The 24,021-nt window shown below is 72.2% G+C and carries 24 protein-coding genes and 1 riboswitch; of the genes, 19 read left to right on the forward strand and 5 right to left on the reverse strand.

Annotation, left to right across the window (positions count from 1 at the left end):
- Nucleotides 1-144: 144 nt before the first annotated feature.
- The 3 genes from ACFY4A_RS03490 to ACFY4A_RS03500 all read left to right on the forward strand — a co-directional run bounded on the left by ACFY4A_RS03490 (nucleotide 145) and on the right by ACFY4A_RS03500 (nucleotide 3,092).
- Nucleotides 145-576, forward strand: coding sequence for a hypothetical protein (locus ACFY4A_RS03490; RefSeq protein WP_390827762.1), 432 nt, complete (start codon nucleotides 145-147; stop codon nucleotides 574-576).
- A gap of 120 nt (nucleotides 577-696) precedes the next feature.
- Nucleotides 697-1,839, forward strand: coding sequence for a PLP-dependent cysteine synthase family protein (locus ACFY4A_RS03495; RefSeq protein ID WP_390827764.1), 1,143 nt, complete (start codon nucleotides 697-699; stop codon nucleotides 1,837-1,839).
- Nucleotides 1,836-3,092 carry an MFS transporter gene (locus ACFY4A_RS03500; RefSeq protein ID WP_390827765.1) on the forward strand — a complete coding sequence of 419 codons (1,257 nt, stop codon included), beginning with the start codon at nucleotides 1,836-1,838 and terminating at the stop codon, nucleotides 3,090-3,092. The genes ACFY4A_RS03495 and ACFY4A_RS03500 overlap by 4 nt, the downstream gene beginning before the upstream one ends.
- 47 nt (nucleotides 3,093-3,139) lie before the next feature.
- Here the strand turns inward: ACFY4A_RS03500 and ACFY4A_RS03505 are convergent, their stop codons facing one another.
- The gene (locus ACFY4A_RS03505; protein ID WP_390827766.1) at nucleotides 3,140-4,252 is read right to left on the reverse strand and encodes an aminotransferase class V-fold PLP-dependent enzyme; all 1,113 of its coding nucleotides are present in this window, start codon (nucleotides 4,250-4,252) and stop codon (nucleotides 3,140-3,142) included.
- A 272-nt stretch (nucleotides 4,253-4,524) separates the two neighbouring features.
- Nucleotides 4,525-4,666: riboswitch (cobalamin riboswitch) on the forward strand.
- 36 nt (nucleotides 4,667-4,702) lie between these two features.
- Between ACFY4A_RS03505 and ACFY4A_RS03510 the strand changes: the two genes are divergently transcribed.
- A complete protein-coding gene (locus tag ACFY4A_RS03510; RefSeq protein WP_390827767.1) occupies nucleotides 4,703-4,915 on the forward strand; it encodes a CbtB-domain containing protein in 213 nt (70 codons plus the stop codon).
- A gap of 21 nt (nucleotides 4,916-4,936) precedes the next feature.
- Nucleotides 4,937-5,698 carry a CbtA family protein gene (locus tag ACFY4A_RS03515; protein WP_390827768.1) on the forward strand — a complete coding sequence of 254 codons (762 nt, stop codon included), beginning with the start codon at nucleotides 4,937-4,939 and terminating at the stop codon, nucleotides 5,696-5,698.
- A gap of 64 nt (nucleotides 5,699-5,762) precedes the next feature.
- Here ACFY4A_RS03515 and ACFY4A_RS03520 read toward each other — a convergent pair whose 3' ends face one another.
- Entirely contained in the window at nucleotides 5,763-6,335 is a 573-nt protein-coding gene (locus ACFY4A_RS03520; protein ID WP_390827769.1) for a histidine phosphatase family protein, read from the reverse strand.
- Nucleotides 6,332-7,108: a DeoR/GlpR family DNA-binding transcription regulator gene (locus tag ACFY4A_RS03525; protein ID WP_390827770.1), complete on the reverse strand. Its 777-nt coding sequence runs from the start codon at nucleotides 7,106-7,108 to the stop codon at nucleotides 6,332-6,334. Before ACFY4A_RS03525 ends, ACFY4A_RS03520 begins: the two co-directional genes overlap by 4 nt.
- Nucleotides 7,109-7,198: 90 nt before the next feature.
- Here ACFY4A_RS03525 and ACFY4A_RS03530 point away from each other — a divergent pair, with 90 nt between their 5' ends.
- Nucleotides 7,199-8,464 (forward strand): MFS transporter, encoded by a 1,266-nt coding sequence (locus tag ACFY4A_RS03530; RefSeq protein WP_390827771.1) that lies wholly within the window; start codon nucleotides 7,199-7,201, stop codon nucleotides 8,462-8,464.
- Here the strand turns inward: ACFY4A_RS03530 and ACFY4A_RS03535 are convergent.
- Nucleotides 8,411-8,758 (reverse strand): hypothetical protein, encoded by a 348-nt coding sequence (locus ACFY4A_RS03535; RefSeq protein WP_390827772.1) that lies wholly within the window; start codon nucleotides 8,756-8,758, stop codon nucleotides 8,411-8,413. The genes ACFY4A_RS03530 and ACFY4A_RS03535 overlap by 54 nt on opposite strands.
- A gap of 262 nt (nucleotides 8,759-9,020) precedes the next feature.
- Between ACFY4A_RS03535 and ACFY4A_RS03540 the strand changes: the two genes are divergently transcribed.
- From ACFY4A_RS03540 to ACFY4A_RS03555, 4 genes are all read left to right on the forward strand, one after another.
- Nucleotides 9,021-9,410 carry a cell division protein SepF gene (locus ACFY4A_RS03540; RefSeq protein ID WP_390827773.1) on the forward strand — a complete coding sequence of 130 codons (390 nt, stop codon included), beginning with the start codon at nucleotides 9,021-9,023 and terminating at the stop codon, nucleotides 9,408-9,410.
- Nucleotides 9,411-9,480: 70 nt separating this feature from the next.
- A complete protein-coding gene (locus tag ACFY4A_RS03545) occupies nucleotides 9,481-9,840 on the forward strand; it encodes a nucleotide pyrophosphohydrolase (protein WP_390827774.1) in 360 nt (119 codons plus the stop codon).
- 182 nt (nucleotides 9,841-10,022) lie between these two features.
- Complete coding sequence (locus ACFY4A_RS03550; RefSeq protein ID WP_390827945.1) at nucleotides 10,023-10,529, forward strand: DUF6099 family protein; 507 nt, start codon at nucleotides 10,023-10,025, stop codon at nucleotides 10,527-10,529.
- A 43-nt stretch (nucleotides 10,530-10,572) separates the two neighbouring features.
- Nucleotides 10,573-11,496, forward strand: coding sequence for an LLM class F420-dependent oxidoreductase (locus ACFY4A_RS03555; RefSeq protein ID WP_390827775.1), 924 nt, complete (start codon nucleotides 10,573-10,575; stop codon nucleotides 11,494-11,496).
- 3 nt (nucleotides 11,497-11,499) lie between these two features.
- Here the strand turns inward: ACFY4A_RS03555 and ACFY4A_RS03560 are convergent, their stop codons facing one another.
- Entirely contained in the window at nucleotides 11,500-11,847 is a 348-nt protein-coding gene (locus ACFY4A_RS03560) for a hypothetical protein (RefSeq protein ID WP_390827776.1), read from the reverse strand.
- Nucleotides 11,848-12,307: 460 nt separating this feature from the next.
- On the opposite strand from ACFY4A_RS03560, the gene ACFY4A_RS03565 reads away from it, so the two are divergent.
- The 9 genes from ACFY4A_RS03565 to ACFY4A_RS03605 all read left to right on the forward strand — a co-directional run bounded on the left by ACFY4A_RS03565 (nucleotide 12,308) and on the right by ACFY4A_RS03605 (nucleotide 24,006).
- Nucleotides 12,308-13,792 (forward strand): 3' terminal RNA ribose 2'-O-methyltransferase Hen1, encoded by a 1,485-nt coding sequence (locus tag ACFY4A_RS03565; protein WP_390827777.1) that lies wholly within the window; start codon nucleotides 12,308-12,310, stop codon nucleotides 13,790-13,792.
- On the forward strand, nucleotides 13,789-16,341 hold the full coding sequence (locus tag ACFY4A_RS03570; protein WP_390827778.1) for a polynucleotide kinase-phosphatase: 2,553 nt from the start codon (nucleotides 13,789-13,791) through the stop codon (nucleotides 16,339-16,341). The genes ACFY4A_RS03565 and ACFY4A_RS03570 overlap by 4 nt, the downstream gene beginning before the upstream one ends.
- Nucleotides 16,342-16,513: 172 nt before the next feature.
- Nucleotides 16,514-17,743: an arginine deiminase gene (locus ACFY4A_RS03575; RefSeq protein WP_390827779.1), complete on the forward strand. Its 1,230-nt coding sequence runs from the start codon at nucleotides 16,514-16,516 to the stop codon at nucleotides 17,741-17,743.
- Between the two features lie 128 nt (nucleotides 17,744-17,871).
- Nucleotides 17,872-18,474 carry a helix-turn-helix domain-containing protein gene (locus tag ACFY4A_RS03580; RefSeq protein ID WP_390827780.1) on the forward strand — a complete coding sequence of 201 codons (603 nt, stop codon included), beginning with the start codon at nucleotides 17,872-17,874 and terminating at the stop codon, nucleotides 18,472-18,474.
- 178 nt (nucleotides 18,475-18,652) lie between these two features.
- On the forward strand, nucleotides 18,653-19,774 hold the full coding sequence (locus tag ACFY4A_RS03585) for an ABC transporter substrate-binding protein (protein WP_390827781.1): 1,122 nt from the start codon (nucleotides 18,653-18,655) through the stop codon (nucleotides 19,772-19,774).
- A gap of 3 nt (nucleotides 19,775-19,777) precedes the next feature.
- Nucleotides 19,778-20,656 carry an ABC transporter permease gene (locus tag ACFY4A_RS03590; protein WP_390726387.1) on the forward strand — a complete coding sequence of 293 codons (879 nt, stop codon included), beginning with the start codon at nucleotides 19,778-19,780 and terminating at the stop codon, nucleotides 20,654-20,656.
- Entirely contained in the window at nucleotides 20,653-21,444 is a 792-nt protein-coding gene (locus ACFY4A_RS03595; RefSeq protein ID WP_390827782.1) for an ABC transporter permease, read from the forward strand. The genes ACFY4A_RS03590 and ACFY4A_RS03595 overlap by 4 nt, the downstream gene beginning before the upstream one ends.
- Nucleotides 21,434-22,606: an ABC transporter ATP-binding protein gene (locus ACFY4A_RS03600; protein ID WP_390827783.1), complete on the forward strand. Its 1,173-nt coding sequence runs from the start codon at nucleotides 21,434-21,436 to the stop codon at nucleotides 22,604-22,606. Before ACFY4A_RS03595 ends, ACFY4A_RS03600 begins: the two co-directional genes overlap by 11 nt.
- Nucleotides 22,603-24,006: an NAD(P)/FAD-dependent oxidoreductase gene (locus ACFY4A_RS03605; RefSeq protein ID WP_390827784.1), complete on the forward strand. Its 1,404-nt coding sequence runs from the start codon at nucleotides 22,603-22,605 to the stop codon at nucleotides 24,004-24,006. The genes ACFY4A_RS03600 and ACFY4A_RS03605 overlap by 4 nt, the downstream gene beginning before the upstream one ends.
- Nucleotides 24,007-24,021: the final 15 nt, after the last annotated feature.

Here is a 24,021-nt window from a genome sequence, read left to right on the forward strand (position 1 = left end):
CCGGGTCCGAGCGGTGAACCGCATCAGGTAAGTCGCATCAGGTGAGCCGCCGCCCGGCGGGGGAGTGGTTCCGGCCGGGCGGCGGTCACTCCTTGCGGGCCCTGACAAGAACTTTACGTACTCGAACGACTACTGTTTGTGTTCATGCTGGCCGGGTTCCCCTTCCGACGCCGCCGCTCCGCGTCACGGACCGGAGCGGTGTTCGGGCTGTTGCTGGCCGCGCTCATGCACGTACTGGCCTGCGCCCACGGCCCGACCTTCATCGGCGCGGCACGGGCCGACACCCCGCTCGTCGCCTCCGCTGCCTGCGGACAGACACCGCACGAGCAGCACCGGGCGGACGTTCGCACATCGGCCCCCGCGCACGACAGCGGCGTGCACTGCTGGGACGGGGACGAACCGACGGCGCAGCTCTCACGCGACGTCTCCCTGGCCCTCCCCACGGTCCACGACGCCCTGCCCGCCGACCACACCGTCGCCCCGCCGCTCCCGGCGCGACCGCGCACAGCGTCTCCCGAGCCCGGCGGCACCTCGCCCGGGCACGCGCGAGCCCTTTTCGGCGTGTGGCGGACCTGATCGGCCCCGCTGCCGAGCCCTGCCTCTGATGCGGGCGGCGGCAGCCGATCGACCCCGCCCTCTTCCCGCACCCACAAGACCGGTGGCCGTTCACGGCCCCGGCCGCAGGAGAAGCACGCCATGAACCACCCCACCCGCACATCCGTCCCCGCCTGCCCGGCCCAGCTCCTGGCCGATACCAAACGCCCCATGCGCACGCCCGCCGGACTGGTCGGCGACACCCCCGTGTTGTGGATCGGCGAGCCCTTCACCGCCGCCGGACGCGGCTTCTGGGCCAAGCTCGAAGGCCATAACCCCGGCGGCATCAAGGACCGCACCGCCCTGCACATGGTCCGAGCCGCCCGCGAACGCGGCCGGCTGCTGCCCGGCGCCCGGATCGTGGAGTCGACCTCCGGCACCCTCGGCCTCGGCCTGGCCCTCGCGGGCGCCACCTTCGGCCACCCCGTCACCGTCGTCACGGACCCGGCCATCGAGCCGCTGATGACCGGCCTGCTCACCGCGTACGGCGCCGAAGTCGACGTCGTCACCACCCCGCACCCGGTCGGTGGCTGGCAGGAGGCGCGCCGCCACCGGGTCGGGGAACTCCTCGCCGCCCACCCGGACGCATGGTGCCCCGACCAGTACGACAACCCCGACAACGTCGCCGCCTACGCCCCGCTCGCCCACGAGCTCGTCGCCCAACTCGGCCGCATCGACACCCTCGTCGTCTCCGTCGGCACCGGCGGTCACTCCGTCGGCATCGGATCCGAACTGCGCGGCTTCTTCCCGAGGCTGCGCGTGGCCGGGGTGGACACCACCGGCTCGACGATCTTCGGGCAGCCCGCCGCGCCCCGCCTGATGCGCGGACTCGGCTCCAGCATCCATCCCCGCAACGTCGCCTACGAGTTGTTCGACGAGGTCCACTGGGTCGCCGCCGCCGAGGCGGTGTGGGCGGCGCGACTCCTGGCGCGCGACCACTACGCCACCGGCGGCTGGAGCGTCGGCGCCGTCGCCCTCGTCGCCCGCTGGCTGGCCCGCATCCTGCCCGCCGAGGAACGGATCGTCGCGGTCTTCCCCGACGGCCCGCAACGCTATGTCGGCACCGTCTTCGACGACACGTACTGCCGGGAGCACGGCCTCCTCGGCCACCTGCCCGCCGAGGACCCGGACGAGATCGCTGATCCGGGCGAACGGACCGTGTCCCGTTGGACTCGCTGCACCCGCGTCGTCGACCCGCTCGCCGTCGGCGGCGATGCGCCGGAACTCGCGAGGGCCGGGCGATGAAGAACCTGTGGCAGCAGACCCGCTCCTTCCCGCCCGCCGTCCGGCTGCTGATGGCCAACCAGTTCGCCATCAACCTCGCCTTCTACATGCTCATGCCCTACCTCGCCGCCCACCTGTCCGCCGGACTCGGCCTCGCCGCCTGGGCCGTCGGACTCGTGCTGGGCGTGCGCAACTTCTCCCAGCAGGGCATGTTCCTCATCGGCGGCACGCTCGCCGACCGCCTCGGCTACAAAGCACCCATCATGACCGGCTGCCTGCTGCGCACCGCCGGCTTCGGCCTGCTCGGCTGGGTCGACGACCTCCCCGCCCTGATCGCCGCCTCCGCCGCCACCGGCTTCGCCGGCGCCCTGTTCAACCCCGCCGTCCGCGCCTACCTCGCCGTGGAGGCAGGCGAACGGCGCGTGGACGCCTTCGCCGCCTTCAACGTCCACTACCAGGCCGGCATGCTGCTCGGCCCACTCGTCGGGCTCGCCCTGCTCGCCGCCGACTTCCGCCTCGTGTGCACGACCGCCGCCGCCATCTTCGCCGTACTCACCGTGCTGCAGTGGCGGGCCCTGCCCGCCCGCCGCGGCCACACGGCGGACACGGCCCGGCAGGGGAGTGTGCTCGCGCAGTGGCGGACGGTCCTGGCCAACCGCCCCTTCCTCCTCTTCGCCACCGCGATGATCGGCTCCTACGTGCTCACCTTCCAGGTGTACCTGGCCCTCCCGCTGGCGGCGGCCGACGCCCTGGGGGCGAACGGCACGGCGGTCACCAGCGGGCTCTTCATCGTCTCCGCCGCGGTGGCCGTCGTCGGCCAACTGCGCCTGACCGGCTGGGCCAAGCAGCGGTGGCAACCCAGCCAGGCGCTGGTGCGGGGACTGGCCGTGATGGGGCTGGCCTTCCTGCCGCTCGCACTCACCCCGCGCGGCTCCTCGGGGGCTGCGCTGGTCTCGCTGGTCGCCGCGGTGGTCCTGCTCGCGGTGGGCTCCGCCGTGGTCTACCCGTTCGAGATGGACACCGTCGTCGCCCTGTCGGGCAACCGCCTGGTCGCCACCTACTACGGCCTCTACAACACCGTCTCCGGCCTGGGCATCACTCTGGGCAACCTCGTCACCGGCGCGCTGTGGGACTTCGCCCGACGGCACCATGCCCTCTGGACGACCTGGACGGTTCTGACCGCCACCGGACTCGTGTGCGCGGCCTCGGTCGCGGCGCTCGCCCGTGCCGGGCGGCTCACCTGTGAGGCAGAGCCCGAGCCCGCTCCCGCCTGAGGGAGAAGAGGTCGCCGACCTGCGGGTTCAAGAGGTCGCCCGGGGGTTCAACCGCCCAGGGACGACAGTGCGGCGGCGACTCGTTCGGATGCCTCCGACGGGGTCGAGGCATGGGGGGAGAGCCTGAGCGAGTCGGTGCGCGCGGTCGCGGTGACGCCCTCGGTGTGCAGCGCCTTGGCGACGAGGGACGGATCGTGGTCCGGCATGGTGAAGGAGAGGATGCCCGCGCGCCGCGCAGGATCCGCGGGGGAGAGGACGCGGCCGCCGCACGCCTCGACGACCTCGGTGAGTTCGGCGATCCGTGTGGCGATCGCGGCTTCGATCGCGACGACGGTGTGCCGCTCGACGAGGTCCAGCGCGGCCGCGAACGCGGCGGCCGTCACCGGGCTCAGATTGGTGATCGACCACCGCCGTGCGTCCGGGGCGGGCGGGTGCTCGGCTCCGTCGAAGAGGCCGACGTCCTGGACGCCCGTCCAGCCGGTGAGGACCGGCTCCAGGGATTCCAGGGCGCGGTCGGACAGGGTGGCGAAGCCGGTCGACCATCCGGCGCGCAGCCATTTCTGGCCGCCTGCGACCACCACGTCGGCGGCGTCCCAGGGCAGGGAGGCGACACCGAACGCCTGGATGGCGTCCACGATCAGCAGCCGGCCGGGGCCGATCGCCTCGCGCAGCGCCGCCAGGTCGGCACGGAACCCGGTGCGGAAGTCCACGGCGCTGACCGACACGGCCACGACGTCGTCGGTCAGCGCGGCGCGGACCAGGTCGGGGGTGACTCCGGAGCCGGGTGCGGGGTCGATCCAGCGCGGCGTGGCCCGGCCCAGGTCCGCGGCGCGGCGCCATGGGTAGTGGTTGGCGGGGAAGTCGGTGCGTGGCGCGAGCACCACGCCCTCCCGTATGCCGAGCGCGGCGTGGAACAGACCCGTGGACGCGTTCGGGAGGAGCACGGTGTGCTGCGCGTCGGCGCCCGCGAGGCGGGCGGCCGCTTCCAGCGCGGTTTCCTCCGCGCGCATCAGGGTGTCCACGGTGGTGTGGTCGGCGCGGGCGGACGCGTCCAGGGCCCGCGCGGTGGCCGTGACGGCGTCCCGGGAGGGCGGCCCGAAGCGCGCGAAGTCGAGGTACCCGGCGGGCGTGTCGAAGTGGGCGGCGTACGACGTGAGCACGGGGCTCGTCCCTCCGGGGTGGTGCGTGCGGATCGAGTGGCGCCATGGGCGGTGGAGCAGAGTTCGGAGGCGCTCACAGCGCCCCTCGCATCTGCTCCGGCAGGCCCGAGGTGGCTTGGTGGCTCAGAGCCTGCCCGCGCATCCTGCCATAGCGCTGGAGCATCTGACTTACGGCTTCCGGGTCGCTGACGATCAGGCTTGTGCCGTGGTGGGGGAAGCGGTCGACGGTTCGGTGGAGAAGATCACGCCCGGGGGGCGCGGTCTTGGCCGGGCGGGCGGCACGCGATACGGTCTGTCCGATATCGACGACGGCGAGACGGAAGCCGGTGGGAATCCGGCACGGTCGCGCCACTGTATGCGAACGCCCCCGGGGTGTTCGTGAGTCAGACCCGTGGCTGTCGTCCTGTGTACCACCGAGATGGGACGCGAACTCCCAGAGGAGGTTCTGCCATGGCGCAGACCGTCGCCCAGCCGACCGCCGCCGCCCCCGCCCCGATGCTGCTGAAGGCGATAGCTCCCTGGGCGGTGTTCTTCGGCGTTCTCATGCTGGTCCTGCTGTACTTCGTCGGCGCCGAGCAGGGCGCCACCTCCGTGTTCAGCGGCACGGACGTCCACGAGTGGGTGCACGACGCCCGCCACCTGCTCGGCTTCCCCTGCCACTGAGGCGCGGGACGCCGCACGCTCATGAACTCCGCAACGGTAAGGAACCTCCTGGTACGGGGCATGCTCGCCGGTCTCGCCGCCGGTGTGCTCGCCCTGGTCGTCGCCTACTTCCTCGGGGAGCCGTTCGTCGACAAGGCGATCGGCCTCGAGGAGGCGCACGCCCACTCCCACTCTCATGACGAGGGGGAAGTCGTCACCCGTTCCCTGCAGTCCACCGCCGGTCTCGCCACCGGCGTCCTCGTCTACGGGGTCGCCTTCGGCGGCATCGCCGCGCTCGCCTTCTGCTTCGCGCTGGGCCGCGTGGGCCGTTTCTCCCCGCGGGCGACCGCGCTGCTGCTGTCCGGCTGCGCGCTGCTGGCCGTGTACGTCGTGCCGTTCCTGAAGTACCCGGCCAACCCGCCCGCGGTCGGCCAGGAAGACACCATCGGCAGGAGGACGACCCTGTACTTCCTGATGATGCTGCTCAGCGTCCTCCTCGCGATCGCCGCCACCATCCTGGGCAAGCGCCTCGCGCCCGCGCTGGGCACGTGGTACGCGACGGTGGCCGCGGTGGCCGCCTTCGCCGTGGTGATCGGGCCGGCGTACGCCTTCCTGCCGGCCGTCAACGAGGTGCCGGCGGGCTTCCCGGCCACCCTGCTGTGGCGGTTCCGGCTCTCCGCCCTGGCCATGCAGACCGTCCTGTGGGGCGGTTTCGGGCTGCTCTTCGGCGAGTTGGCCGAGCGGCTGCTGAATCCCAGGCCCGCGACCGCCGCGTCCGGACGGGCGGTGCCGACCGCGCACTGAACCCCTGGGGATTCAGGACACGACAGGGCCCTTCGGAACCTTCCGGGGGCCCCTGTCGCGTTCCTCAGGGCGCCGTCAGGGGCTGTCCGAGCCGCAGGTTCCAGCGGCCGGCCCGTCCGCTGAGCTCCGTGGCCGTCAACGGCGGTACGTCCAGGCGCCAGAAGCCGGCCGCGGGCAGGCCCAGTACGTGGACGACCGCGGCCCGTACGACCTCCGGCTCGACCACGGCGAGCGTACGGCCGTCCGTGTCCCGTGCCGTGTCCAGCCAGCGCCCGATCCGCTCGCACACGTCCCGCACCGACTCCCCGCCGTGCGGGGCGCAGCCGGGGTCGGCGAGCCAGCGGCCCACCGCCTCCGGCTCGGTGGCCGTCACCTCCTCCAGGGTCCGGCCCCGCCAACGGCCCGCGTCCTGACCGGCCAACTCCCGTACCACCACGCCGTCGAGGCCGAGCGCCGAGGCCGTCTCCCGGCAGCGCGCGCTCGGGGACAGGAGAACCCGGGAAGCCGAGGGCAGCGACCCGGCCGCCGAACGGGCCCTGGCCGCCCCGACGTCGTCGATCGAGTCGGTGTCGTCGAACCGGGCCTGCCGCAGCGACGGGTTCGTCGCGGGCGAGATGAGAGTGACACGACTGGTCAACGTCCCTCCTGTCGCGCGGTGTTGACGGCCGTGCCCGCGGCGCGGATCGCCTCGACCTCGCCGGGTGGCGCGGAATCGTCGGTGACCAGGGTGTGCAACCGCGTGACCGGCGCCACGAAGGCGTGTGCCGTCCGGGACAGTTTGGTGCCGTCGGCCACGGCGAGCACGCGCCGGGCGGAGCCGATCGCCGCCCGCTTCACCGCCGCGTCGTCCAAGTCGTAGGCGGTCAGGCCCTGTTGTGCCGTCAGCCCACAGCAGCCGATCACTGCGGTGTCGAAGCGCAGGGCCGCCAGGGAGGCCAGGGTCAGGGGACCGGTGAGGGCCCCCTCGCCCGGACGGGGCCGGCCGCCGGGCACGAGGAGGGTGGTCTGCCCGGGACTGTCGGCGAGCGCGTTGACGGCCTGGAGCGACAGCGGCATCACGGTCACCCGCCGGCCACGCAGCGCCCTGGCCACTTCCAGGCAGGTGGTGCCGCTGTCGAGGACGACCGTCTCCCCGTCGGCGATCAGCGCGGCCACGTCCGCGCCGATGCGCTGCTTGGCCCGGGTGCCCTCCTGCGCGCGCAGGGTGAAGGGCGGCTCCTCGCCGCGCAGCAGCAGGCTGCGGGCGCCGCCCCGGAAGCGTTCCAGCACGCCTTGGGCGGCCAGGGCCTCCAGGTCGCGGCGGATGGTCATCTCCGAGGCTCCGGTGAGTTCGGCCAACTGGCCGACGCCGAGGCTGCCCGCCTCGCGCACCGCGTCCGTGATCTGCCTCAGACGGCCCGTGTTACCCATGCCCGCGATTGAACACCATGCGTCGACGAACAGAAATACCGTGAGAACGGGTGCTTTTCAAACAAGCATCATGTTCGATACGTTCGCTCCATGCAGCGATCACTGCGCGCCGCGCGTCTGGCGACCTTCACTTACTTCATCCTCAACGGGACCTTGCTGGGGATGTGGATCGTGCAGATCCCGCCCATCGAGCACCGCGTCGGCGTCAGTCACGCCGTCCTGGGCGGCTTCCTGCTCCTGCTCGGGGCGGGCGCCTTTGTGGGGATGCAGCTGGCCGGACCGGTCGCCGACCGCCTCGGCACCCGGATCGTCGTGCCCGCCTCCGGTGTCCTGTGCAGTGCCGCCCTGGCGCTGCCCGGACTGGCCTCCAAGCCGTGGATGCTCGCCGGTGCCCTGATCGCTCTCGGTTTCGGCAACGGCTGCCTGGACGTGAGTATGAACGCCCACGCCGTCCAGGTCGAGAAGGCGTACGGACGCCCGGTGATGTCCGCGTTCCACGCCACGTTCTCCGTCGGCGGCGTGGTGGCCGCCCTCGCGGGTGCCGCCGTCGCGAGCGCGGGCTGGACCCCGGCGGCGACGCTCGGCGCGGCGGCCGTACTGGGAGCGGTGGTCTCCGTGTGCGCCGCCCCGGGTCTGCTGCCCACCACCGCGGGACCGGCCGCGGACGCCGGGTCCGAGTCCGGCGGGCCGGCCAAGCAGGCAGCCCCGGATCGTACCCGTATCTGGATCCTGGCCGTCCTCGCGCTGATGGTCATGCTGTGCGAGGGGGTCGCCAACGACTGGAGCGTGCTGCACCTGCGGACCGTCCTCGGCGCCTCCGACAGCACCGCGGCCTTCGCCTACGGTGCGTTCGCCGCGACGATGACCATCGGCCGCCTGCTCGCCGACCGTCTCTCGGCCCGCTTCGGCCCCGCCGCGATACTGCGCCACGGCGCCGCGGTGGCCGCCGTCGGCATGACGGCGGCCGCCCTGTCGCCGTGGATTGCGCTCGCCCTGGCCGGCTGGGCGCTCTTCGGCGCCGGGCTCTCCGGATGCGTTCCCCAGCTCTTCAGCGCCGCCGGTCACGCCGATGCCGACGCCGCCGGCGCCAACGTCTCCAAGGTCGCCGGACTCGGCTACCTCGGCATGCTCGCCGGCCCGGCCGTCATCGGCTGGCTCACCCGCGTGGTCCCGCTGAACCTGACCTTCTTCCTCCCCGTGGCCTGCTGCGCCGTCGCGGCCGCGACGGCGGGAGTGCTGCGGCCACGAGCGACCGCGGTCGCGGGCCGGGGGCCTGTCCCTCCGGCCGGGAGTCCGGCCGTGTCACCCCTCCGGGGTGAGCGGGGTGCCGCCGAGGGGCGAGGCGCGGGCCACTAGGGCGTGTTTCGAAAGTCCCGCCTGCCCCGCGGCGCCTGGCACGGCGCCTGTGCGGCGGACCACCGGGGTCAGCACCGCGCAGACCAGGATCGAGGCGTAGCACGGGCAGATGACGCCGGCGACGGGGAGCAGACGGGACGCGGCCAGCGTCCACACCGCCCGGGTACCGATGAAGAGACTGACGACGGCCGGCAGCGTCCGGACGCGACGCCACTGGGCCGGAGGTTCCGGGGCGGACACCGCCGACAGTGTCCGCCGACCGGGTGCCACCAGCTGCTGTTCCGCCCAGTGCACGACACGCGAACGTAATCGGATCCGGTGAGCGGCGCGCGGCGGGAGGTGAAGAGTCCGGTGTGGACGCGGTAAGAAGCCGCTTTCGGGCAGGAAGCGGTCAAGTCGCGTGGCGCGGGCGATCCTGATGTGTCGAGACGATGTCTCTTTCGGGCAGTCTCGCGACCTCTTGTCGTGCACCGTGTCGCTGTTGGGCCGAAAGGGTGACATGGCGTAAGAATTGGCTGGTGCAGGTGAGGGAAGCGAGTCAGGGCAGGGGAAGCCGGTGAACGGTCACGACGTCACTGATGAGCAGTGGGAGGGGCTCGCCCAGGTCGTCCCGCTGCGCGGCCGCGACGCCTGGCCGTCCGCGGTGAACCACCGCGTGCCCCCGGAGGCGACGACGGAGGCGCGCCGCCGCTTCGTCGTCCTGCGGGTGAATGTGTTCGCGGACGCCCGTGACGTCGCCGAGACCCTGATGGCGGGCGTCCCGGTGCTCCTCGACCTCACCGGTGCCGAGGGTGAGGTCGCCAAGCGGGTCCTGGACTTCAGCACCGGCGTCGTCTTCGGGCTGGGCAGCGGGATGCACCGCGTCGACCGCAATGTGTTCCTGCTCACGCCGCCCGGCACCGAGGTGAGCGGACTCATGCCGGGCGCGGCGGTTCCGGGCGGGTGAGCCCCGGGTTCCGCGCCGGTGGGCCCGGGGGCCGCACCGGTGGGGAGTCGCGGGTGGTAGACCTGGTGCCGTGACTGAGGAATCCGAGCGTCCGGATCTGGCCGGGTTGCAGCGGCGGCTGGCGGAGTTCGCCGCGGCGCGCGACTGGCAGCCGTACCACACGCCGAAGAACCTGGTCGCCGCGCTCAGCGTGGAGGCGTCCGAACTGGTCGAGATCTTCCAGTGGCTGACCCCGGAGGAGTCGGCCGGCGTCATGGCGGACCCGGAGACCGCACACCGCGTGCGCGACGAGGTCGCGGACGTCCTCGCGTATCTGCTGCAACTGTGCGAGGTGCTCGGCGTCGATCCGCTGGCGGCGCTGGCGGCGAAGATCGACCGGAACGAGCGGCGGTTTCCGGTGCCGGGGGAATCGGCGGAATCGGGGGAGTGAAGGGGGAAGCCCACCCTCCGTTGTCACTCTCCGAAACCATTCCCCCGACCGAAACCGTTTTGTTGTCCGCAGATTTCCGTCTTCCTCTGGCTTTTCGCCCCACGCACCTTCACTCTGGGTAGTGGACAATGGAGTTCGGGCGGACGTGCGAACAGCACGTCGTGACAGACAGGGGGCAGCGCATGGACGCGGTGCGGCTCATCCTGGCGAGCAGGCGTGCCCTGGCGGGGAGCGGCGAGGCCCCCGCCATCCTGGCCGAGGTGTGGCAGGCGCAGGCCCTGGCGCAGGCGATCGGCAGCCGCCTCGCCGTCTCCGGACCGCCCGAACTACGGGGCGAGGCATTGGGGTTGACCGAACTGGCGGGCCGGGGCTGCGGGGTCCTCGACGCGCCGGACCTCGATCCTGAGGACTTACGGGCGGCCCGGCTCACCGCACTTGACGACGCCCGGCAGGCGTTGCTGAGCCTGGACCTCCTGCTCGGCGAGGCCGGCATCGCGCTCGTCGGCATCGCGAGCTCGGCCGCCGACGAGGCCACGTACTGGCAGTGCATGGAGGCGATCGACGCGGCGGACGAGTCCCGGGACCGGGTCCGCGAGATGGTGCGGAAGCTGGCCGCGCGGGAGGAGGCGCCGCCGGAGCGGGAGGCGATTTCACCCGACCGGGGACGGGAGGGCGGCGGGCCCCGGTGAGGTCCCTGCGCCCGTGGGTCCGCCGGCGTGCAGGATGGAGGGCATGGATCTTCGCATCTTCACCGAGCCCCAGCAGGGGGCGACCTACGACACCTTGCTCACCGTGGCGAAGGCCACCGAGGACCTCGGGTTCGACGCTTTCTTCCGCTCCGACCATTTCCTCCACATGGGCGACGTGGACGGCCTGCCCGGACCCACCGACGCCTGGATCACCCTCGCCGGACTCGCCCGCGAGACCAAGCGCATCCGGCTCGGCACGCTGATGACGGCCGCCACCTTCCGGCTGCCCGGCGTGCTCGCCGTCCAGGTCGCCCAGGTGGATCAGATGTCCGGCGGCCGGGTCGAACTGGGCCTGGGCGCGGGCTGGTTCGCGGAGGAGCACAAGGCGTACGGCATCCCCTTCCCGAAGGAGAAGTTCGGCCGCCTGGAGGAGCAGCTGGCCATCGTCACGGGGATGTGGGCGACCGAGGTCGGCAAGACCTTCGACTTCCGTGGGACGTACTACGAGCTCACCGGGTCGCCCGCGCTGCCGAAGCCCGCACAGGCGAAGATCCCGGTGCTGGTCGGCGGGCTCGGAGCGACCCGCACGCCGCGGCTCGCCGCCCAGTACGCCGACGAGTTCAACATCCCGTTCGCCTCCGTCGAGGACAGCGAACGGCAGTTCGGCCGGGTCCGGGCCGCCGCGGAGGCGGCCGGCCGGCGCGCCGACGAGCTGACGTACTCCAACGCCCTCGTCGTCTGCGTCGGCCGGGACGACCGGGAGGTCGCCCGCCGTGCCGCCAAGATCGGCCGTGAGGTCGACGAACTGAAGGCCAACGGCCTGGCCGGCTCCCCGGCCGAGGTCGTCGACAAGATCGGCCGCTACGCCGGGACCGGCTCCAGCCGGATCTACCTCCAGATCCTCGACCTGTCCGACCTGGACCATCTGGAACTGATCTCCACCCAGGTGCAGTCGCAGCTTTCCTAACAGTCACGGCGGGCCGGAGGTGCGGGCGGGCGGAGGCGTGGGCGGGCCGGGCGTGACGCTGGGACTGCCCTCCCGCAGGCACACCACCGAGGCGCTCAGCGCCGCCTCGTGCAGCGCGGTGAGAGTCCGCGCACCGGCGGCGAGCGGCGTGCCGTGCGGATCGACCGGGGCGAACCAGCCGTGCCGGTCGTGCTCGGCGCTGAGCCGAACGGTCGTGTGAGCGCCGTCGGGCAGCGTGCCGCCGTAGAAGAAGCGGTCCAGGACCGGCCCGGTGCCCAGCACGTCCACGCGGTGGTCCACGCCGATCAGCCGGGGCACGGGGCCGAGTTCGACGCCCGTCTCCTCGCGCATCTCGCGCCGGGCCGTGGTCCAGGGCCCTCGCCGCGGTCCAGCACCCCGCCGGGCAGCCACCAACTGCCCGCCCCCGGATGACCGGAGCCGTAGCGCGGGAGCAGGGCGCGGCCGTCGGCGTCCAGTGCCACCACACACGCGGCGAGGAGCGCCTGCGGCTGCGTCCTCACCCATTCCTCGCGGGGCATACCCTCCACCACTGATCGCCCTCCCGGACGGTCTCGGCCGGCACCCGCGCGGCACGGGCTCGGCTCGGCTGCGCCGGGCCGGCTGTTCCCCCTTCATCCTGGCAACGACGCCCCGGCCCGCGGGAAGCGGCCGGCGAATATTGGAAGGCGCAGCTCCGGCCCCCTGTGCGAAGGTGACTGCGTCGTCCTGCCGAGCCCCCGGGATCACCGTCCTCGGGGGCTTTGGCGTACACGGCACCGCAGCCGTCCATCCAGCCGGAGAGGCCCTCCGCATGTTCCTGACCATCACCACCACCGGCACCCCCGAACACCCGGCGACCGACCTCGGTTTCCTGCTGCACAAGCACCCGGGCAAGGCTCAGGCGTTCTCCACCTCCTACGGCACCGCGCACGTCCTCTACCCCGAGGCGGACGATCAGCGCTGCACGGCGGCGCTGCTGCTGGAGGTCGACACGGTGGCCCTGGTCCGGCGGAGCAAGGGCAAGGGACGCGGCGGCGCCCCGGACGCGGCGCTCGCGCAGTACGTCAACGACCGCCCCTACGCGGCCTCCTCACTGCTCGCCGTGGCGCTGAGCGGTGTGTTCTCCAGCGCCCTGCGCGGGGTGTGCCACGCGCGGCCCGAACTCCCGGCACGGCCCCGCCCGTTGCGCATCGAGGTACCGGCGCTCCCGGCCCGCGGCGGCCCCGCCCTCGTACAGCGCCTGTTCGCGCCGCTCGGCTGGGCGGTCACCGCCGAACCGGTGGCGCTGGACGCGGAGTTCCCCGAGTGGGGCGACTCGCGGTACGTGCGGCTCGTACTGGAGTCGGAGGCGACGACCCTCGCCCAGGCCCTGCGCCATCTCTACGTCCTGCTCCCCGTCCTCGACGACGCCAAGCACTACTGGGTCGCCCCCGACGAGGTCGACAAGCTGCTCCGGGCAGGCGAGGGATGGCTGCCCGAGCACCCGGAGCAGAAGCTGATCACCAGTCGCTACCTCTCGCGCCGCTGGTCGCTGACCCGGCAGGCGATGGAGCGCCTGGAGCTGGTGCGGCTGGCCGAGACCGACGACAGCGGGGTCGAGGAGCTCGACAACGCCGTGGCGGCGGAGACCGAGACCGAGGAGAAGCCGACGCCGCTGGCAGTGCAGCGGCGGGACGCGATCGTCGCGGCGCTGCACGAGTGCGGTGCCGCCCGGGTGCTCGACCTAGGTTGCGGGCAGGGGCAGTTGGTGCAGGCGCTGCTGCGGGACGCGCGGTTCACCGAGATCGTCGGCGTCGACGTGTCGGTACGGGCCCTCACCATCGCCGCCCGGCGGCTGAAGCTGGACCGGATGGGGGAGCGGCAGGCCGCCCGCGTCACGCTCCGGCAGGGCTCGCTCGTCTACACCGACAAGCAGCTGAAGGGCTACGACGCCGCCGTGCTCAGCGAGGTGATCGAGCACCTCGACCTGCCCCGGCTGCCCGCCCTGGAGTACGCGGTGTTCGGCGCGGCCCGCCCCCGCACCGTCCTCGTGACCACCCCGAACGTCGAGTACAACGTCCGCTGGGAGGCCCTCCCCGCCGGGCACGCCCGGCACGGCGACCATCGCTTCGAGTGGACTCGCGAGCAGTTCGGCCAGTGGGCGCACACCGTGGCCGGACGCCACGGCTACGACGTCGAGTTCCGCCCGGTCGGCCCCGACGACCCCGAGGTCGGACCGCCCACCCAGATGGCCGTGTTCACCCTCACGACCACCAGGGACAGCAGAGACAACGAGAAGGAGGCGAAGGCGGCATGACCGAGACACAGACCCCCACACGACGAGGACGCGTCCTGCCCGTGACCGACCTCTCCCTCGTCGTCCTCGTCGGCGCCTCCGGCTCGGGCAAGTCCACCTTCGCCCGACGTCACTTCAAGCCCACCGAGGTCCTCTCCTCGGACTTCTGCCGGGGACTGGTCTCCGACGACGAGAACGACCAGGGCGCCACCCGCGACGCCTTCGACGTGCTGCACTACGTCGCCGGCAAGCGCCTGGCGGCCGGCCGCCGTACCGTCGTCGACGCCACCAGCGTGCAGCAGGACGCCCGGCGCCGGCTGATCGACCTGGCGAAGAGCCACGACGTGCTGCCCATCGCCATCGTGCTCGACGTGCCGGAGGAGGTGTGCGTCGAGCGCAACGCGGCCCGCACCGACCGGGCCGACATGCCGCGCGGGGTGATCCGGCGGCACACCCGCGAACTGCGGCGCTCGCTGCGGCACCTGGAGCGCGAGGGCTTCCGCAAGGTGCACGTACTGCGCGGAGTCGACGAGGTCGAGAACGCGTCGGTCGTCACCGAGAAGCGCTTCAACGACCTCACCCACCTCACCGGCCCGTTCGACGTGATCGGCGACATCCACGGCTGCTCCGCCGAACTGGAGGCGCTGCTCGCCAAGTTGGGCTACACCGATGGGGCGCACCCCGAGGGCCGTACCGCGGTCTTCGTCGGTGACCTGGTCGACCGCGGCCCGGACAGCCCGGGTGTGCTGCGCCGGGTGATGTCCATGGTGGAGGCGGGCAACGCGCTGTGCGTGCCGGGCAACCACGAGAACAAGTACGGGCGCCACCTCAAGGGGCGCAAGGTCCAGCACACCCACGGACTCGCCGAGACCATCGCGCAGATGGAGGGGGAGGGCGAGGAGTTCAGGGCGCGGGTGCGGGAGTTCATCGACGGTCTGGTCAGCCACTACGTCCTCGACGGCGGGCGGCTGGTGGTCAGCCACGCCGGTCTGCCGGAGAAGTACCACGGCCGCACCTCGGGCCGGGTGCGCTCGCACGCGCTCTACGGCGACACCACGGGGGAGACGGACGAGTTCGGCCTGCCGGTGCGCTACCCGTGGGCGGAGGACTACCGCGGCCGGGCGGCCGTGGTCTACGGCCACACCCCGGTCCCGGAGGCCACCTGGCTGAACAACACCATCTGCCTGGACACCGGCGCGGTGTTCGGCGGCAAGCTGACCGCACTGCGCTGGCCGGAGCGGGAGCTGGTCGACGTACCGGCCGAGCGGGTCTGGTACGAGCCGGCCAGGCCGCTGCGCACCGAGGCACCCGGCGGGCACGACGGGCGTCCGCTGGACCTCGGTGACGTGCACGGCCGCCGGGGCGTCGAGACGCGGCACGCCGGCCGGGTCGCCGTGCGCGAGGAGAACGCGGCGGCGGCGCTGGAGGTCATGAGCCGCTTCGCGGTCGACCCGCGGCTGCTTCCGTACCTGCCGCCCACCATGGCGCCGACGGCGACCTCGAAGGTCGACGGCTACTTGGAACACCCGGAGGAGGCGTTCGCCCAGTACCGGGAGGACGGGGCGGCCCGGGTCGTGTGCGAGGAGAAGCACATGGGCTCGCGGGCGGTGGCCCTGGTCTGCCGGGACGCGGACGCGGCGCGCGGGCGGTTCGGAGTGGACGGCCCGACCGGTTCGCTCTACACCCGCACCGGCCGTCCCTTCTTCGACGACCCGTCGGTCACCGAGGAGATACTCGGCCGGCTGCGCACGGCGGTCACCGAGGCCGGCCTGTGGGCGGACCTCGACACCGACTGGCTGCTGCTCGACGGCGAGCTGATGCCGTGGTCGCTGAAGGCCTCCGGGCTGCTGCGCTCGCAGTACGCGGCGGTCGGCGCGGCCTCCGGCGCGGTGTTCCCGGAAGCGCTGGCCGCCCTGGAGGGCGCCGCGGCGCGCGGTGTCGACGTGACGGACCTGCTGGACCGCCAGCGCGAACGGGCCGCCGACGCGGCCGCGTTCACGGCCGCGTACCGCCGCTACTGCTGGCCGACCGACGGCCTGGACGGCGTCCGCCTGGCACCGTTCCAGATCCTGGCCGTGCAGGGCCGCAGCCTGGCCGGGATGCCGCACGACGGGCAACTGGCGCTGATCGACCGGCTCGTGGAGCACGACGCCACCGGTCTGCTCCAGAGCACCCGCCGCCTGTACGTCGACGTGGCCGACCCGGAGTCGGTGCGGGCGGGCGTCGACTGGTGGCTTGAGATGACCGGCCGCGGCGGCGAGGGCATGGTCGTCAAGCCGCTGGGCGCGCTGGTGCGCGGAGAGACGGGCCGTCCGGTGCAGCCCGGCATCAAGTGCCGCGGCCGCGAGTACCTGCGGATCATCTACGGTCCCGAGTACACCCGCCCGGACAACCTCGCCCGTCTGCGTCACCGCTTCCTCAACCACAAGCGCTCCCTGGCGATCCGCGAGTACGCCCTCGGCCTGGAGGCCCTGGACCGCCTGGCCGACGGCGAACCGCTGTGGCGGGTGCACGAGGCGGTGTTCGGCGTGCTCGCGCTGGAGTCGGAGCCGGTGGACCCCCGACTGTGACGGGGACCTCCCGCCGGGGCCCGGGGGATTGCTCCCGGGCCCCGGCCGGCCCGGCGGTCCTGCCCCCGAGCGCCACAGCGCTTCCTGGCTCTCGTCAAGGTGACGAAAAAAGGAGGTGCTGGAAACAGGCGCGCGGAGGGTGAAATCGGCCGCCGTTGGCCAGGATGGAGGCATGGGATTCCATGTCGACTCCGAGGCCGGGCGGCTGCGCCGCGTCATCCTGCACCGGCCCGATCTCGAGCTCAAAAGGCTCACCCCCAGTAACAAGGACGCCCTCCTCTTCGACGACGTGCTGTGGGTGCGCCGGGCGCGTGCCGAGCACGACGGGTTCGCCGACGTGCTGCGCGACCGCGGAGTCGCCGTGCACCTCTTCGGCGATCTGCTGACCGAGGCGATGGAGATCCCGTCGGCCCGCTCGCTCGTCCTGGACCGCGTCTTCGACGAGAAGGAGTACGGGCCGCTCGCCACCGATCACCTGCGGGCCGCCTTCGAGACCCTCTCCGCCGCCGAACTGGTCGAGGCCCTCGTCGGCGGCATGACCAAGCGGGAGTTCCTGGCCGCCCACGCGGAGCCGACGTCCGTGCGCTTCCACGCCATGGAACTGGACGACTTCCTGCTCGGCCCGCTGCCCAACCACCTCTTCACCCGCGACACCTCCGCCTGGATCTACGACGGCGTGTCCATCAACGCCATGCGCTGGCCCGCCCGGCAGCGCGAGACCGTCCACTTCGAGGCGATCTACCGGTACCACCCCCTGTTCCGGGGGGAGACGTTCCATGTGTGGTCCGAGGGGCAGGCCGACTACCCGTCCACCATCGAGGGCGGGGACGTGCTCGTGATCGGCAACGGCGCCGTGCTCATCGGCATGAGCGAGCGGACCACGCCCCAGGCCGTGGAGATGCTCGCGCACAAGCTGTTCGCCGCCGGATCGGCCCGGACGATCGTCGCGCTCGACATGCCCAAGCGGCGTGCCGTGATGCACCTCGACACCGTGATGACCATGATCGACGGCGACACCTTCACGCAGTACGCCGGGCTCGGCATGCTCCGCTCGTACACCATCGAACCGGGCTCCGAGGAGAAGGAGTTGAAGGTCACCGACCATCCGGCGGAGCATATGCACCGCGCGATCGCGGCCGCGCTGGGGCTCAGCGAGATCCGGGTCCTGACCGCCACCCAGGACGTGCACGCGGCCGAGCGCGAGCAGTGGGACGACGGCTGCAACGTCCTCGCCGTCGAACCCGGCGTCGTCGTCGCCTACGAGCGCAACGCCACCACCAACACCCACCTGCGCAAGCAGGGCATCGAGGTCATCGAGATCCCCGGCAGCGAACTGGGCCGGGGCAGGGGCGGCCCGCGCTGCATGAGCTGCCCGGTCGAAAGGGACGCCGTAGCGGGGTAGCCCGCACGCGGGTGATCACGTTCCGGTGACGGCGTGGAGAGGGTCTTGTATCGCAGATCACCTCGGCGTACGGTCCGTATCACCCCAGCGAACAAAGTGTTCGCTGAAGACTTATCAGGTGTTCGCCCATGGCTGATCGTTCGTTGCCGGACCCCTTCGGTGGTGTCACCGACGGTGCCGCCGACGCGGCGCTGGGGGCCCGCATCCGGGAGTACCGGTTGATGCGGCGGATGTCGCTGCGGGCCCTGGGGGAGGCGGCGCAGGCCAGCCCCGGGTTCCTCAGTCAGCTGGAACGCGGGCAGGTGAACTGCTCCATCGGCATGCTGCGGCGGATCGCCGTGGCGCTCGGTCTGACCGTGGCCGACCTGTTCGACCAGGACGGCCGGCCCGGTCCGAGAGTGGTGCGGCGGGCCGACCGGCCGATGCTGCACACCGCTCCAGGCAGTCGCAAATTACTCATTTCGCAGCGCCCGCTCAGTCATCTCGAGGTGTACGCGGGCGAGTTCGACCCAGGGGCCTCCACCGGTGACGACGCCTACACCCATGGCGACTCGCAGGAGATCCTCCTGGTGATCAGCGGCGCCGTGCGGGTCGAACTCGACGGCCGGGCCCACGACCTGGAGGCCGGCGACAGCATCGAATACCGCTCCTCGGTACCGCACCGCGTGGTCAACGGCCACGAAGAGCCCGCCGAGATCCTCTGGATCATCAGCCCGCCGACCCCGGACTGACCCCTCCCCACCCGCACCCCATCCGCCCGCAATCCCTCCCCACTCCTGCCCGCGGCGCGCCCGCCCCCTCTTCACCGTGCCCCTCCCGCGCGGCGCGCCGCCGTGCCCTGCAGCCGTGCGCTCCGCGCCGCGCTCTCTCGGTCCCCTTGTGTCTTCACCGTCCTCCTTGGAGACAGTCATGCCCGGAATATCACGCAAAATCATGGGGTGTGCCGCTGCCGCCGGCGCCCTGCTGCTGACCCTCACCGGCTGCGCCGGCACCGGCCCGGCCGCCGCCGACGTCGACCTCGGCCCCGGCCCGGCCGTGGCCGGCAAGGTGAAGAAGGGCGCGCTCGACGGCGTCACCCTCACCTTCGCCTCCTACGGCGGCATCTACCAGGACGGCCAGGAGTCGGCCGCGGTCAAGCCGTTCGCCACGGACTCCGGAGCGCGGATGCTCTCCGACGGACCGACCGACTACACCAAGCTCAAGGCGCAGGTCGACGCCAAGAACGTCACCTGGGACGTGGTGGACACCGACTCCATCTGGGCCGAACGCCAGTGCGGCAAGCTGCTGATGCCGCTCGACAGCGCCGTCGTCGACACCTCGAAGCTGCCCAAGGACATGGTGGGCAAGTGCTCGGTGCCGGCCATGACGTACGGCATGGTGCTGATGTACGACAAGTCCAAGTTCGGCGACAACCCGCCGAAGAGCTGGGCGGACTTCTTCGACACCGCCAGGTTCCCCGGCAAGCGCGGCATCCCGGGCGTGCCCTCGGACGCGGCCCCCGGCCCGCTGGAGGCGGCGCTGATCGCGGACGGGGTCGCCCCCGATAAGCTCTTCCCGCTCGATGTCGACCGGGCCCTGAAGAAGCTCACCAGCGTGCGTTCCTCCCTGGTCTTCTGGGACACCGGCGCCCGCTCCCAGCAGCTGCTGGAGTCGGGTGAGGTCTCCATGGCGATGGTGTGGACCGGCCGTGCCTACTCGGCCGTGAAGAACGGCGCCAAGTTCGCCCCGCAGTGGAACCAGTTCATGCCGATCGCGGACTCCCTCGCGGTGCCCAAGGGCGCCAAGAACCCCAAGGCCGCCATGGCGCTCATCAACTACTACCTGGGCGCCGACCAGCAGGCCAAACTCACCGAGCTGACCTCGTACTCGCCGATCAACTCCGACGCCAAGCCCAAGGTCGACGCGATTGCGAAGGAGTACCTCACCTCCACCCCCGAGCGCCAGGCGCAGGCCCTCAAGCTGGACAACGCCTGGTGGGCCGAGAACCAGGAGCAGGTCATCCCGAAGTGGTCCGACTGGCTGGCGCGGTAACCCATGACAGCCCTGATCGAGATCGCCTCCCCGGCCACCGGCGGCCGGCCCCGCAAGGGCGCCGGCGGCCGGTGGGGGTGGCTGCTGCTGCCCGCGCTGGTCCTGCTGGCCGTGCTCTTCCTGGTGCCGCTGGGCCTGATGGCCTGGCGCAGCGTCAGCGAACCGGCACCCGGCGCGGGCAACTACTCCTGGTTCTTCACCAGCGATGTCGCCCTCGCCACGCTCGTGCGCACACTGGCCGTCGGCGCCGTCGTCACCCTGGTGACCCTGGTGCTCTCCTACCCGTACGCCTACCTGATGACCGTGGTCGGCGCCCGGGCGCGGATCTGGCTCACCCTGCTGGTGCTGCTGCCGTTCTGGACCAGTCTGATGGTGCGCACCTTCGCCTGGGTGGTGCTGCTCCAGGACAGCGGCGTGGTCAACCAGATCCTCGGCACCGTGGGGCTGGGCCCGCTGCAACTGATCCGCACCCCCGCCGGCGTGGTGATCGGCATGTCGCAGGTGCTGATGCCGTTCATGGTGCTGCCGCTGTACGCGGTGATGAGCGGCATCGACCGCCGTCTCCTCGACGCCGCGCAGGGCATGGGGGCGCGCCCGGTCACCGCGTTCCTGCGGGTCTTCGTGCCGCTGTCGCTGCCCGGTGTGGGCGCCGGCGCGCTGACCGTGTTCATCACCTCGCTCGGCTTCTACGTCACCCCGGCGCTCCTGGGCTCGCCCGACCAGGCACTGATCTCGCAGCAGATCTTCACCCAGGTCAACGGGCTGCTCGCGTGGGGCCGCGGCGGAGCGATGGGCGTGGTGCTGCTGGCGGTGACGCTGGTCCTGCTGGGACTGGTCGGCGTCGTCCTGCGGTTCACCCGCAACAGGGGAGGTGCCCGATGAGGACCGCACCCGCGCGGATCGCGCTGTGGGCGTTCAGCGCGCTGGTGGGCCTCTGGCTCATCGCGCCGACGCTCGTGGTGATCCCGCTGAGCTTCACCGACAAGGCGTCCCTGGTGTTCCCGCCGAGCGGCTGGTCCACCCGCTGGTACACCAACTTCTTCACCGACCCCCGGTGGACCGAGGCGCTGCTCTCCTCGCTCCAGGTCGGCGCCCTGGTCGCGGTGGTGGCCACCGTCCTGGGCACGGCCGCCGCGATCGCGCTCACCCGGTCCGGATCACGCTGGGTGAAGGCGTCGTACGGGCTGCTGCTGGCCCCCATGATCGTGCCGACCGTGGTGGTCGCGATCGGTGTGTACGCGCTCTTCCTCCAGTACAACCTGCTGGGCACCCTGCTCGGCTTCGTCACCGCCCACACCGTGCTGGCCCTGCCGTTCGTGATCATCCCGGTCACGGCGAGCCTGCGCGGCTTCGACCGGCGGCTGGAGGACGCCGCACTGATCTGCGGCGCCACCCGGTGGGGCGCCATCCGGCAGGTGACCCTGCCGATGATCGCCCCGGGCGTCGTCTCCGGTGCCCTGTTCGCCTTCGTCACCAGCTTCGACGAGGTCGTGGTCTCGCTGTTCATCCAGAGCCCCTACCTGCAGACCCTGCCGGTCAGGATGTTCGCCAGCGTGACCAGGGACACCGACCCCACCATCGCCGCGGCCGCCACCCTGATCATCGTCTTCACCACGGTGCTCGTGCTGGCCGCCACCTTCGCCACCGCCAGGAGGAACCGTGTCCGCTGAGACCAGCCTCATCAAGGCGCGCGGAGCCCGTATCGAACTGGCGCAGGTGCGCAAGGAGTACGCGGACTCCGTCGCCGTCGACGACGTCTCCCTGGTCATCGAACCGGGCGAGTTCATGACCCTGCTGGGCCCCAGCGGTTCCGGCAAGACCACCACCCTCAACATCATCGCCGGATTCACCGCCGCCACCTCCGGCACCTTGACCATCGGCGGCAGGCAGATGCAGGACCTTCCGCCGCACCGGCGCGACATCGGCATGGTCTTCCAGCACTACGCGCTCTTCCCGCACATGACCGTGGCGGAGAACGTCGCCTTCCCGCTCAAGCAGCGCAAGGTGCCGGGGGCCCGCCGCGCCGAGATGGTCGAGGCGGCCCTGGAGACGGTACGGCTCGGCGGCTACGGCCACCGCAGGCCGCGCGAACTCTCCGGCGGACAGCAGCAGCGGGTCGCCCTGGCCCGGGCCGTGGTCTACGAGCCGAGCGTGCTGCTGATGGACGAGCCGCTCGGCGCTCTCGACAAGAAGCTGCGCGAATCCCTCCAGCTGGAGATCAAGCGGGTGCACCAGGAGGTCGGCTCCACCTTCGTCTTCGTCACCCACGACCAGGAGGAGGCGCTGGTCCTGTCGGACCGCATCGCCGTCTTCAACGACGGGGGCGTCCAGCAGGTCGGCACGGCGAGCGAACTCTACGAAAAGCCCCGCAGCCTCTTCGTGGCCGAGTTCCTCGGCGAGTCCTCCACCGTCCGGGGACGCGTCGAGCCGGACGGCGACGACTCCTGCCTGCGCGTCGGCGACCGCACCGTACGCGTCGCCGGACGGCTGCCCGAGGGCGGTGCGGCCGCCGTCGTGGTCCGCCCCGAGCACCTGCGGGTGCAGCCGCCCGCCGAGCCCGTCGCACCCGAGGTCAACGCGCTGTCCGCCCGCGTCACCCAGGAGATATACCTGGGCTCCGGCCGCAAGCTCGAACTCGCCCTGCCCGACGGCACCGTGCTGCTCGCCCGCGAGCAGGCCGACCGGCTCTCCGGCGTCCGCCACGGCGACGAGGTCACCGTGGTCTGGGACGTCGAACGGGGCGTCCTGCTCGACGACCCCTCCGGCACCACCCACCCACCCACTTCCGGTGACCGGATCCCGGTCGCCGCCACGGAAGAGAGCGGACGATGAGCACCACCCCGGCCACCACCCCCACCTTCGTCAACGGCGACGTCTCCTTCTGGTTCCGGGAGAGCGGCGTCCCCGCCCGCCGCCCCGCCCTGCCCGGCGACCTGGACGTCGACGTCGCCCTCGTCGGCGGCGGCTACACCTCCCTGTGGACCGCCTACTACCTCAAGCAGGCCCAGCCCGACCTCCGGATCGCCGTCCTGGAGAAGGAGTTCGCCGGCTTCGGCGCCTCCGGTCGCAACGGCGGCTGGCTCAGCGCCGAGCCGCCCGGCCAGATGCGCCGCTACGCCAAGTCGCACGGCCGGGAGCCGGCCGTCGCCATGCAGCGGGAGATGTTCTCCTCCGTCGACGAGGTCATCCGGGTCGCCGCCGAGGAGGGCATCGAGGCCGACATCCAGAAGGACGGGCTGCTGCACGTCGCCACCAACGCCGCGCAGGAGCGGCGGCTGCGCGAAGGGCTGCCGACGCTGCGCACCGAGGGCTGGGGCGAGGACGACCTGGTCGAACTCGACGTGGACCAACTCGCCCAGCGGGTCCGCGTGGCCGGCGCCCGCTACGCCCAGTGGAGCCCGCACTGCGCCCGCATCCAGCCCGCCAAGCTGGTCCGGGGCCTGGCCGACGTCGTCGAGCGGATGGGCGTCGCCGTCTACGAGGGCACCGAGGTCACCGAGATCCGACCGCGCGAGGCGGTCACCACCCACGGCACCGTCCGGGCGTCGTACGTGATCCGGGCACTGGAGGGGTTCACCGCCGGGCTGCGCGGCCACCGCCGGGTCTGGCTGCCGATGAACAGCAGCATGATCGTCACCGAGCCGCTGCCCGCCTCCGTGTGGGAGGAGATCGGCTGGCGCGGCGCCGAACTGATCGGGGACGAGGCCAACTCGTACTGCTACATCCAGCGCACCACCGACGGCCGCATCGCCATCGGCGGGCGCGGCATCCCGTACATGTTCGGCTCCCACGTCGACCAGCGCGGCGAGACCCGGGCCGCCACTCAGACGCAGCTCCAGGCCATCCTCAGGCAGCACTTCCCGGCCACCGAGGGCGTGGCGATCGACCACACCTGGTCCGGAGTGCTGGGCGTGCCGCGCGACTGGTGCGCCACCGTCCACCTGGACCGGGACACCGGCCTCGGCTGGGCCGGCGGCTACGTCGGGCACGGCGTGACCACCACCAACCTCGCCGGACGCACCCTGCGCGACCTGATCCTCGGTCAGCGGACCGACCTCACCCGGCTGCCCTGGGTCGGCCGCAAGGTGCGCGGCTGGGAGCCGGAGCCGCTGCGCTGGCTCGGCGTGCGCAGCCTCTACGTCGCCTACCGCGCCGCCGACCGGCACGAGAACTCCGGTCTGGAGCGCACCTCCGTCATCGCACGCGTCGCCAACGTCATCAGCGGACGCTGAAAGGAGCAGACCCCG

The sequence above is a fragment of the Streptomyces sp. NPDC001292 genome (genome assembly GCF_042896465.1).
Taxonomy (GTDB): domain Bacteria; phylum Actinomycetota; class Actinomycetes; order Streptomycetales; family Streptomycetaceae; genus Streptomyces.

Coding starts and splice junctions, on each gene's coding strand:
- ACFY4A_RS03490 (WP_390827762.1), top strand. CDS start 145: ATGCTGGCCGGGTTCCCCTTCCGACGCCGCCGCTCCGCGTCACGGACC.
- ACFY4A_RS03495 (WP_390827764.1), top strand. CDS start 697: ATGAACCACCCCACCCGCACATCCGTCCCCGCCTGCCCGGCCCAGCTC.
- ACFY4A_RS03500 (WP_390827765.1), top strand. CDS start 1,836: ATGAAGAACCTGTGGCAGCAGACCCGCTCCTTCCCGCCCGCCGTCCGG.
- ACFY4A_RS03510 (WP_390827767.1), top strand. CDS start 4,703: ATGGCGCAGACCGTCGCCCAGCCGACCGCCGCCGCCCCCGCCCCGATG.
- ACFY4A_RS03515 (WP_390827768.1), top strand. CDS start 4,937: ATGAACTCCGCAACGGTAAGGAACCTCCTGGTACGGGGCATGCTCGCC.
- ACFY4A_RS03525 (WP_390827770.1), bottom strand. CDS start 7,108: ATGGGTAACACGGGCCGTCTGAGGCAGATCACGGACGCGGTGCGCGAG.
- ACFY4A_RS03530 (WP_390827771.1), top strand. CDS start 7,199: ATGCAGCGATCACTGCGCGCCGCGCGTCTGGCGACCTTCACTTACTTC.
- ACFY4A_RS03550 (WP_390827945.1), top strand. CDS start 10,023: ATGGACGCGGTGCGGCTCATCCTGGCGAGCAGGCGTGCCCTGGCGGGG.
- ACFY4A_RS03555 (WP_390827775.1), top strand. CDS start 10,573: ATGGATCTTCGCATCTTCACCGAGCCCCAGCAGGGGGCGACCTACGAC.
- ACFY4A_RS03560 (WP_390827776.1), bottom strand. CDS start 11,847: ATGCGCGAGGAGACGGGCGTCGAACTCGGCCCCGTGCCCCGGCTGATC.
- ACFY4A_RS03565 (WP_390827777.1), top strand. CDS start 12,308: ATGTTCCTGACCATCACCACCACCGGCACCCCCGAACACCCGGCGACC.
- ACFY4A_RS03570 (WP_390827778.1), top strand. CDS start 13,789: ATGACCGAGACACAGACCCCCACACGACGAGGACGCGTCCTGCCCGTG.
- ACFY4A_RS03575 (WP_390827779.1), top strand. CDS start 16,514: ATGGGATTCCATGTCGACTCCGAGGCCGGGCGGCTGCGCCGCGTCATC.
- ACFY4A_RS03580 (WP_390827780.1), top strand. CDS start 17,872: ATGGCTGATCGTTCGTTGCCGGACCCCTTCGGTGGTGTCACCGACGGT.
- ACFY4A_RS03585 (WP_390827781.1), top strand. CDS start 18,653: ATGCCCGGAATATCACGCAAAATCATGGGGTGTGCCGCTGCCGCCGGC.
- ACFY4A_RS03590 (WP_390726387.1), top strand. CDS start 19,778: ATGACAGCCCTGATCGAGATCGCCTCCCCGGCCACCGGCGGCCGGCCC.
- ACFY4A_RS03595 (WP_390827782.1), top strand. CDS start 20,653: ATGAGGACCGCACCCGCGCGGATCGCGCTGTGGGCGTTCAGCGCGCTG.
- ACFY4A_RS03605 (WP_390827784.1), top strand. CDS start 22,603: ATGAGCACCACCCCGGCCACCACCCCCACCTTCGTCAACGGCGACGTC.